The following is a 9,981-nucleotide window of genomic DNA, read 5'->3' as shown; positions in this document are numbered from 1 at the left end:
TGACCCTGCTCATTACCTGCAGCATCGCTACCATCTTTAATGGTGATCACTACTTGGCCGCTGGCGGTATCGCCATCGTTATCAGTCGCCGTTACGCCTAAGCTAATATTGGCAATATCAGCCGCATTCTGATCAATCGAACCGGTGACTTCAACCGTGTAAGAGCCATCGGTTGCAATAGTTACCACCATCACGGGCTTATCGTGGCTATCAACCACAGTTAACACATTGCCTGCCACAGTAAAGGTGGTGGCTTCGCCATTACTGGTAATGGTGCTTAAACTTGGCTGCTCAGCGTTGAAATCAATCTGATGAATCGCATCTGAGCCAACATCTAATGGCACTTCACCATGGATAATTTGACCTTGTTGGCTTGATTCATTAATCGTAGTACCGGTATCAGTACCAAACTCAGGGTTAGCGCCATCTTTAATACTGATATCAACATTAATTGGCTTATCAAGCGGATTACCATTGGAATCAGCTCCTTGAATAGCAACATCAACCGTAATCGTATCGCCATCACGAGAAACCAAACCATTATCATTACCTTCAGCATGATCAATAGGCTGATTAATGGTTGTTGTAATACTAACAGTAACATCACGTCCATTATTCGACGAGGCATCAAGAGTAATTGACATTACTGTCTCACCATTGAGCGTGCCAATAATTGAATTAGTTTGCGTATCGTAAACAAAGCTGACAGCTTGGCCACCTGCAGTGATTTCATTATTTAATTCAGTAATCAATGCATTGACAGAAAGAGGATCAAAGACAAAAGAACCACTTTCAAGTGGTAATGTTGCCGCCTCAACAATAATTGATATTGAGGTTTGAACAGGATAGCCATGTTCACCCGTTTGTGGAGATAAATCACCTTCCACAATGGTCATTGAGCCTGACTCACCACCATCTGCTGCTAAGATTACGTTAGGATCGATAGCTTGTGTTGTACGATAATGATTATAAGCAGTATCAAAACCAGCCTCTGCTAATACAGAGTTATTATCATAATTAATCGTAATAAAACTTGCAGTGGCTGACGACCCATTCAGCCCTACACTACCAGCAGCTGATTCATTACCAGCAGCAGGTGCTTCAAATAATGTTGTAGGATCTTGTCCTGCTAAAATAGCATTTTGAAGAGATTCAATATCATCAGCCGAAAATGAGGCATTATCTGTAGCCTCACCATTAAAAGTAATGCGATTATCTAATTCAACAGTTTCAATACCTTTTGGTGTCAATATAGAACAACTAGGACAAGAAAGATTAACAACTTGTTCTACACCATCTTTAATGAAAATAAATTTAGCATCACCATTGGTAACAATAACCTCATTACCCTGAAGAGTGTGGGCATCTATTACAGGTATAGGCTGCTGATTGGGCTGAATAACAAAACTTTCGCCATTAACAAGTTTAAACTCTTCAACGTTATTATTATTATCATTCTTAACCATTAGATCCCCAACCCTTCAACTTTTAGATAGCGTAATAGCCAAACCGCATAATTTAAATCGACATTACTATGTTTTAATTACTATTAATTATTCATATAACTAAACCAATCATATACTTAATGTATACGTCGATATTAAAAACAACTTTACCTCAATACTTCCGCAGCTTATCATTAGTCATAATTATAAACAAACAACTCATTAACATATAAATATGGTTGATATGTTGTATTGTTATTATTTATACTTTGATGCAGCACACACCAATATAAACATCCTTTATTATTATTTATGCCAAATATAACAATGGATTTTATTATTAATGCAGCTCACACCACCGAAATTAATACATTGTTTTTTATGAAGAAAATTAACATCTTTATAACTCGCACTTCTAGATACATAGGTTTTATATGAGTAAAAAAGCCATCTCGATATCAACCCATGATCTCGAATTTATTGATGATAAATCAGCTGCATTACTGCTTAACACTCCTAAAAGTGCCAGAGTGATTTTATGGGTAATGGTGCTATTTTTCTTTATAGCGTTTATTTGGGCTTATTTTGCAAAACTAGATAAAGTAACAACGGGTTCGGGAAAAGTCATTCCGTCATCACAACTACAAGTAGTACAAAATCTCGAAGGTGGTATTGTTAAGCAAGTTCTCGTAAAAGAAGGTCAACAAGTTAAAAAAGGCCAGACGTTACTACTTATAGATGACACTCAATTTAAATCTGACTTTGAAGAAAAGACCCAAAGTCTTGCAGCAATGCAAGCTGATTCGCTACGTCTTAACGCCCTACTTGAAAGCGTCACCGTTAATAAAAGTACTAACAAAACTGAATGGCGTCAGAGTGTTCATGTTACTAACACTCCTCCTGTTTTTACGGCTGCCTTTAAAGAAAAGCATCCTCAATTAGTACGTCGACAACTGAACCAATTTACAGGTAAATTAAATAATTTAGAAAACCAACTTTCGGTTGCGTCACAACAAGCATCACAAAAAGAAAGAGAACTAACCGAAACTCAAGCACGAGTGACCAATATTAGAAATAGCTACAACATCGCATTGAAAGAATACAATATTACCAAGCCATTAGCTGATGAGGGTGTTGTTCCTCGTATTGAGTTATTAAAATTACAACGTTCACTTAATGATACTAAACGAGACCTAAACTCAGCCAAACTACAAATTCCGGTAACCCAAGCAGCTATTCAAGAAGCAGGCTTTAAATATATTGATATTGCTTTGCAATTTCGTTCAGAAATTCAATCTAAACTGAATGAAACCAGTGACAAATTGTCGAGTATGACAGAATCACAGGTAGGGCTTGAAGATCGCGTAAAACGTACTACGGTAGTATCACCAGTTAATGGCACTATTCAAACAATTTATGTCAATACCGTTGGTGGTGTTATTCAACCAGGTATGCCATTAGTAGAAATTGTACCTACTGAAGACACACTTTTAATTGAGGCAAAAATAGCGCCTCAAGATATTGGTTTTTTAAGACCCGGATTACCAACAATCATAAAATTTAGTGCCTATGATTTTACTAATTATGGGGGGTTAAAAGGAACATTAGAAACTATTAGTGCCGACACGATTCAAGATAAAGAAGGCAATAGTTTCTACCAAGTAAAAATTCGTACAGATGCGAGTAGTCTTAAAGGACCTAATGGCGAAGCATTACCTATCATTCCAGGAATGACAGCGTCAGCAGATATCATTACAGGCAAACGTTCTGTACTTGATTACCTATTGAAACCTGTCCTCAGAGCGCGTCAAACGGCGTTAAGAGAATAATATCATGACAAAAAAACACATTTTAAAAAAAATCACGCTACTGATTGGCCTGCAATGTTTGGCTACTCCTGTAATGGCGCAATCTTTAGAGCAAGCGATAGCAGAAACATTATCAACTAACCCTGATATAAAAAGTGCTTACAATGAGTTTCAAAGTAAGAACCAATTAATCAATGCTGCTAAAGGTGATTATTTACCGTCTGTTGATCTAGAAGCAGGTATTGGCCATGACGATTACAAAGCCAAAAGTCCTTCAGGTCAGTATCGTCCGCAAAGTGCTCAAATAAATATTCGTCAATTGATTTGGGATGGCTCGATTACGTATAACGATATTCAACGCAATAAATCAGAAACAGAAGCACAACGCTACCAGCTATTGTCCGACGCACAAGATAAAGCCCTTAAAGCAACAGAAGCTTATCTTAATGTACTGCATGCGCAGGACGTGCTAACACTGTCTAAATCTAACCTCAAAGTGCATCAAAAAATGTACGTTGATATTAAAAAACGTGCCGATGCCGGTATTGGATCAACCGCTGATTTGGCTCAAGTTGATGGTCGTTTAGCCAGCTCCAACACTAACCTATTGGCAGCAGAAAGTAATCTTCAAGATAAGATCACTGCTTTTGTTCGTATTGTTGGTGCTTATCCAACCGATCTTGTTAAACCTGAAGTTGATCGTAATTATATGCCAACCTCTTTAGATGATGCACTGGCGAAAGCAGAAAAAAACAATCCAGTGGTTTATATTGCATCAAATGATATAAATGCCGCTGAATATCAATACAAACAAGCAAAAGGCACCTTCTACCCTTCATTTAGCATTGAAGCTTCACAAGAGTGGGGAGAAGATCTAAACGGCTCTGCGGGTGATACCGATGAACTTAAAGCCGTGCTAAAAATGCGCTATAACCTCTTTAATGGTGGTAGTGACGTTGCCAAATCTCGTCGTGCTGCCTACCAAATCAATAAATCCAAAGATATTCGTGATCGTGCTCATCGCATGCTAGAAGAAGGAACTCGCCTTTCTTGGAGCGCATTATCGTTATCGAAAAAGCAAAAAATATTTTTGCAAGAACACGTTGACGCATCTGCACGTACTGTTATTGCCTATGAAAAACAATTCAAAATCGGTCAACGTTCGTTACTGGATGTCTTAAACACTGAAAATGAATTGTTTGAAGCTCGTAAAGCATATTTAACCGCTGAATATGATGGCATTTTAGCTAAATATCGAGTGTTAAACGCCACTGGACTTATCCTCAGCGAGATGCGGGTTGAAATACCTCAATCTTGGGCGCAGTCGGTTAAATAAAGGAACATAATATGAAATACGTAGTTACTGGTTTACTCGCACTATCATTATTTGGCTGCTCACTTTCAGTGCCTCAACCCCCCGTTGCTAAACAAACCAAAAATCTGTTTGATAATGATAGCGATGGCGTTATTAATCAGCGTGACCATTGTCCAAAAACACCCATTGATGCTGTTGTCGATAATAATGGTTGTCCAACTTATGTTGATAGCTCAGAAGAAAATAAAATCCATGTGCTATTTGCTAATGACTCTTCAGTAATCCCTGAAAGTTACATGCAAAATATCAGTGATATGAGTGCTTTTCTTTCTAAATATCCAAAAACACATATTGAACTCAAAGGCTATGCTAGCCCTGTTGGTAATGCAGCCTACAATGTTGCCTTATCAGAACGCCGAGCAAGCGCAATTCGCCAAGCATTAATCAATGACGGTGTTACGCCATCTCGGATTAAAACGGTTGGCTTTGGTGATACTGATCCCGTTAAAGCACTAGATGTTGAAGAGAGCAATACATTAAGTCGTCGAGTTGTAGCACAAGTTATTGGTTCTCAAGGTAATGTTGTGAAAGAATGGACTGTCTATACCGTCCGTGAAAACTAAGCAGAACATTGCCCTTTGAAAAAGATAACGTTTTGTCTACTTTGTTCATTACTAGCAGTGAATGTATTTGCTGCTAGTAGTGTTCAACAAATAGAAAAAATAACCCAATTTTATGGTGATCGCGCTGGCAAACGAGCAACAGCCTGGCGCGAACTCATCAAAAATTCGCAACATTTAACTGAGCCTAAAAAACTCATGGTTGTTAATAATTTTTTTAATCAATTTATCTTTATTAGCGATCAGAAGCTATGGGGAAAAGAAGATTACTGGGCAACGCCTTATGAGTTTGTTGGCGTCGGTGCAGGAGATTGTGAGGATTTTAGCATTGCTAAATATCAAGCGCTGATTGAGCTTGGTATTGATGATAGTAAGCTTAGATTAGTGTATGTAAAAGCACTTGAGCTTAATCAATTCCACATGGTTGTTGCCTATTACTCTACACCTTCAGCTATACCGCTTATTTTAGATAATCTTAAAGGTAGTATTTTACCTGCAACCGAGCGTCACGATTTATTACCGATATATAGTTTTAACGGTAGTAAGTTATGGTTAATGAAACAAAAAGGCCAAGGCCAAGTGGCTGGTAACGCTTCACGTCTAAGCCTTTGGAACGATCTACGCAATCGTTCACAAGATATAAAACTCAACCAACCACGAAACATTTTTTAATGAGTAAATTACAATGACTCTTTACCGACAACTGCTACTGTGGATGCTAGTCGTATTATTTTCACTGACCGGTGCTGTATTTGCGATTCAATTTAATACCACCAAAAGCTATTTAATTGAGCAGCAATCAACAGAACTTAATAATGTTGTCAGTTCAGTTGGGTTTGCACTATCTCCATACCTAGAAGCAAAAGATCTTATTTCAGCAGAATCAGTTATCAATGCTACCTTTGATTCTGGTTATTATAGTCAAGTAAAACTGGTTTTATTGGATTCTAAAAAAGAAATTATTCGCCAATATCCACAACTAGTACAAAGCGTTCCTAATTGGTTTCAATCCTTAGTTCACATTGACGCAATTACTCAAACAAGAACATTGACCAGTGGTTGGTTACAACTTGCAGATCTTACGGTTACCAGTAGTCCTGCTTCGGCGTATATTCAACTATGGAAAGCAACTATTCAGCTACTATTTGGTTTTATTACTTGCCTATTATTAGGCGCAATTGTGCTATCACTGGTACTCAATAAAGTACTAAAACCATTAAAACAAATTCAAAAAAGTGCTCAAGAAATGGCCCGCAACCATTTCACCCCTTCACTACCAACACCTCATACTCGTGAATTAGCCGATCTAGTTACTGCCTTTAATTCAATGAATATTCAGTTACAACAGCACTTTGAACAGCAAGCTCAGGAAGCTGATACGTTACGAATTCGCGCCTATCAAGATCCGGTATCGGGCTTAGCGAACCGTAGTTACTTAATGACGAAGCTTTCATCATGGCTATCAAGTAAACCAAGCGGCGGTATCATTTTATTAAAGTCTGACGCAATTGAAGATAGCTATCAACAATCAGGCTACGAATCAGGTGACCAATTAGTCCTAAAACTTGCAGAACGCTTAAAAGATCTTTCTGCTGATGACATTACTATTGCTCGCTTAAACCAATCTGAATTTATGCTTATCGCCCCTAATGTATCTGAGGATGACCTCCTTGATACTGGCCGTATTATGCTGGACATGACCTCAGAGCTAAATTCAGATCCACTCGGTATTGCACCGCTCCAAGCTGCTGTCGGCATTGTTATGTGTTCAGATACTCTAACGATAACCGCCCTACTCGCTCATGCTGACAATGCATTGAATAAAGCACGTCAACAAGTTAAAGAGCCCATTGCTTTATTAGAAACTAACGATAACAAAACAATACCAGCAATGGGTAAACAACACTGGAAAGCATTAGTTGATGAGGCTATTGCAAATAACCTTATTCATTTTACATTTCAAAATGCCATTAATACTAATAACGATGTCATTCACAAAGAAATGTTCGCTTATATTGAAAAAGGACAACAACGATTTAATGCTGGTCAATTCTTATCAGCTATCGAAAAGCTTAATGAAGGTACAAAATTTGATTGCTATATTATCGAAACGATTTTCAATCAATTAACAAAACAAAACAAAACAGTTCCTGTCGCAATAAACATTACTCAAAGTAGTATTAATGATACAGGCTTCATTCGTTGGCTCAACAGCAAGCTGCAGTCTTGCCCACAAATGAAACAACATATTTTATTCGAATTACCTGAAATTTGTTTTATTAAAAACATTGATAATACGAGCTTACTTTGTGAGATTATTCGCCAAAATGGATTCCAATTTGGTATTGATAATTATGGCCATAATTTTAGCTCAACGGGTTACCTCAATAAATTACGCCCTAGCTATGTCAAACTAGATTTTGCTTATACATCACAACTAGATGATCAAGTAAAAATGGATGTTTTAGAATCGATAACACGCAGTGCCAATAACCTTTCAGTACTCACTATTGCCTCTCGCGTAGAAACTATTGAACAAAAAGAAAAATTAACATTGTTAAAAGTTCAGGGTTTCCAGGGTTATGTCACGGCTCAGCTAGTTAATGGGAAATAACATGAAAGATCCATTGCTTCAATCACTTGTTTATATTAGCCGCTTCTATGGTCAAGCTAATTCACCTGATGCTTTAATTGCAGATTTACCGCTCACTGATGGTTTACTGACACCATTTTTATTACCTCGAGCAGCAGAAAAAGCAGGACTTCAAGCTAAGCAAACTCAATTAGCATTCGATAAGTTATCGCCATTACTCTTTCCAGTAATCGCTATACTAAAAGGAGGCGATGCGTGTGTTGTGCTTAGCCTTGATAAAGAAAAAGGCGAAGCTGAAGTTGTTCTGCCACAAAGCGATGGCTCAGAACAATGGATCAATATTGATGAATTAAATACTCAATATAGCGGGTATTTATTCCTCATAAAAAAACGTTTTCGCTATGATGAGCGTTCTCCTGAAATTTTAAAAAATCGGGATGGGCATTGGTTTTGGAGTACATTATGGGAATCACGTAGTATTTATCGTGATGTCTTTATTGCTTCCATTTTAATTAACATGTTCGCCATAGCTGCGCCACTATTTACCCGCTTAGTGTATGATAAAATCGTACCGAACCTTGCATTTGATTCTTTATGGGTACTTGCAGTCGGTATTACTATTATTTTTATTTTTGATTTTATATTAAAAATATTACGTAGTTATTTTATTGATTTAGCAGGTAAAAAATCAGATCTCCTCATCTCGGCTAAAATATACAGTAAAGTGATGGGTATAAGAATGGAAGCTAAGCCGGCTTCTGTTGGTGCCTTTGCTCGTCATTTACAAGAATTTGAATCGATTCGTGAATTTTTCACATCAGCGACGGTTTCATCATTAATCGATTTACCGTTTGCACTACTTTTCTTATTTATAATCTATGTGATGGCAGGGCCTTTAGCTTTAGTGCCACTTATTGCGGTATTAATTTTAGTTATTTATAGCTATCTAATTCAACGACCATTACGTCGCACAATTGAAGAAGGCTCTCGCTTAGCATCTCAAAAACATGCCAACTTAATTGAAAGCTTATCCGGTTTAGAAACCATCAAAATGTTTGGTGCCCAAAGTCAATTTCAATATCGCTGGGAAGAAGCTGTTACTCATATTTCAAACTGGGGATTAAAGTCTCGTCGCCTAACAGATTCGGTTCAAAATACCGCTGGATTCTTACAGCAGTTTGTCTCTGTTGCGATGATTGTTGTCGGCGTGTATTTAATTTCTAATGGTGATTTAACCATGGGCGGATTAATCGCATCAACCATGTTAAGTGGTCGTGCTGTCGGTCCTATGGTGCAACTTGCATTACTATCAACTCGCTATAATCAAGCTAAATCAGCCATGACCATTATTGAACAATTAATGGCGATGCCACTCGAGCAGGAAGACGGTAAACGTTATATTCATCGTCCAATTATTCGTGGCAAAATAGAATTTGATAATGTCACTTTTTCCTATCCTAATGCGACCCAACCAGCACTAAAGAATCTTAGTTTTACTATTAATCCAGGTGAAAAAGTTGCCATTATTGGCCGTATTGGTTCAGGTAAGACAAGTCTTGAGCGAATTTTAATGGGCTTATATCAGCCACAACAAGGCTCTGTCCGCATTGATGATACTGATATCAATCAACTGCATCATATCGACATTCGTCGTAATATTGGCTGTGTCCCACAAGATATCACGCTATTTTTTGGCTCTATTCGCGATAACATCATACTTGGACGTCCTTTAGCTACAGATAAAGAGATTTTATTGGCCGCTGAACGTGCTGGGGTAACTGCATTTACCCAACATGATGCCGCAGGTTTAGAAAAACAAATCGGTGAAGGTGGGCATGCGCTTTCTGGAGGCCAACGTCAAGCAATCGCTATTGCGCGTGCATTTCTAAGTCAGCCACCAGTACTGATTATGGATGAGCCAACAAGTAGTATGGATAATCGTTCAGAAATGTACATAAAACAGCAATTAAATAGAATGAATAAAGATGAAACACTCATTCTAATCACTCATAAAACAGGTATGCTTGATGTCGTTGATCGTTTGATCGTTATGGAACATGGCCATATTGTTGCTGATGGTCCTAAAGATCAGGTATTACAAACATTACGTAACGGTAATATTAATCAACCACCAACAAATAAATAATGGTTGTGATAACACTCATTATTATTTAATTAATAATAGTTGTAATATATCGCC

7 protein-coding genes are annotated in these 9,981 nt (G+C 37.7%); 6 read left to right on the top strand and 1 reads right to left on the bottom strand.

The features are described from left to right. The coding region (locus tag C0W29_RS21560) for a retention module-containing protein (protein ID WP_146147148.1) at positions 1 to 1,466 on the bottom strand (1,466 nt) is incomplete at its 3' end. Positions 1,467 to 1,879: 413 nt separating this feature from the next. Between C0W29_RS21560 and C0W29_RS07235 the strand changes: the two genes are divergently transcribed. The 6 genes from C0W29_RS07235 to C0W29_RS07210 are packed head-to-tail and all read left to right on the top strand — an operon-like array spanning position 1,880 to position 9,927. Further along, the gene (locus C0W29_RS07235) at positions 1,880 to 3,274 is read left to right on the top strand and encodes an HlyD family type I secretion periplasmic adaptor subunit (protein WP_036794049.1); all 1,395 of its coding nucleotides are present in this window, start codon (positions 1,880 to 1,882) and stop codon (positions 3,272 to 3,274) included. Between the two features lie 4 nt (positions 3,275 to 3,278). Further along, complete coding sequence (locus tag C0W29_RS07230) at positions 3,279 to 4,589, top strand: TolC family outer membrane protein (protein WP_045045821.1); 1,311 nt, start codon at positions 3,279 to 3,281, stop codon at positions 4,587 to 4,589. An 11-nt stretch (positions 4,590 to 4,600) separates the two neighbouring features. Further along, positions 4,601 to 5,191 (top strand): OmpA family protein, encoded by a 591-nt coding sequence (locus C0W29_RS07225; RefSeq protein WP_045043995.1) that lies wholly within the window; start codon positions 4,601 to 4,603, stop codon positions 5,189 to 5,191. A 15-nt stretch (positions 5,192 to 5,206) separates the two neighbouring features. After that, the gene (locus C0W29_RS07220; RefSeq protein ID WP_107174231.1) at positions 5,207 to 5,860 is read left to right on the top strand and encodes a transglutaminase-like cysteine peptidase; all 654 of its coding nucleotides are present in this window, start codon (positions 5,207 to 5,209) and stop codon (positions 5,858 to 5,860) included. 13 nt (positions 5,861 to 5,873) lie between these two features. Continuing rightward, on the top strand, positions 5,874 to 7,802 hold the full coding sequence (locus C0W29_RS07215; protein ID WP_045045822.1) for an EAL domain-containing protein: 1,929 nt from the start codon (positions 5,874 to 5,876) through the stop codon (positions 7,800 to 7,802). A gap of 1 nt (position 7,803) precedes the next feature. Then, complete coding sequence (locus C0W29_RS07210) at positions 7,804 to 9,927, top strand: type I secretion system permease/ATPase (RefSeq protein WP_045043997.1); 2,124 nt, start codon at positions 7,804 to 7,806, stop codon at positions 9,925 to 9,927. Positions 9,928 to 9,981 lie beyond the last annotated feature (54 nt).

It is taken from the genome of Photobacterium kishitanii (genome assembly GCF_003026355.1).
Taxonomy (GTDB): domain Bacteria; phylum Pseudomonadota; class Gammaproteobacteria; order Enterobacterales; family Vibrionaceae; genus Photobacterium; species Photobacterium kishitanii.
Note: the sequence above shows the minus strand (reverse complement) of the source record. Positions and strands in the feature narration are given on the sequence as shown.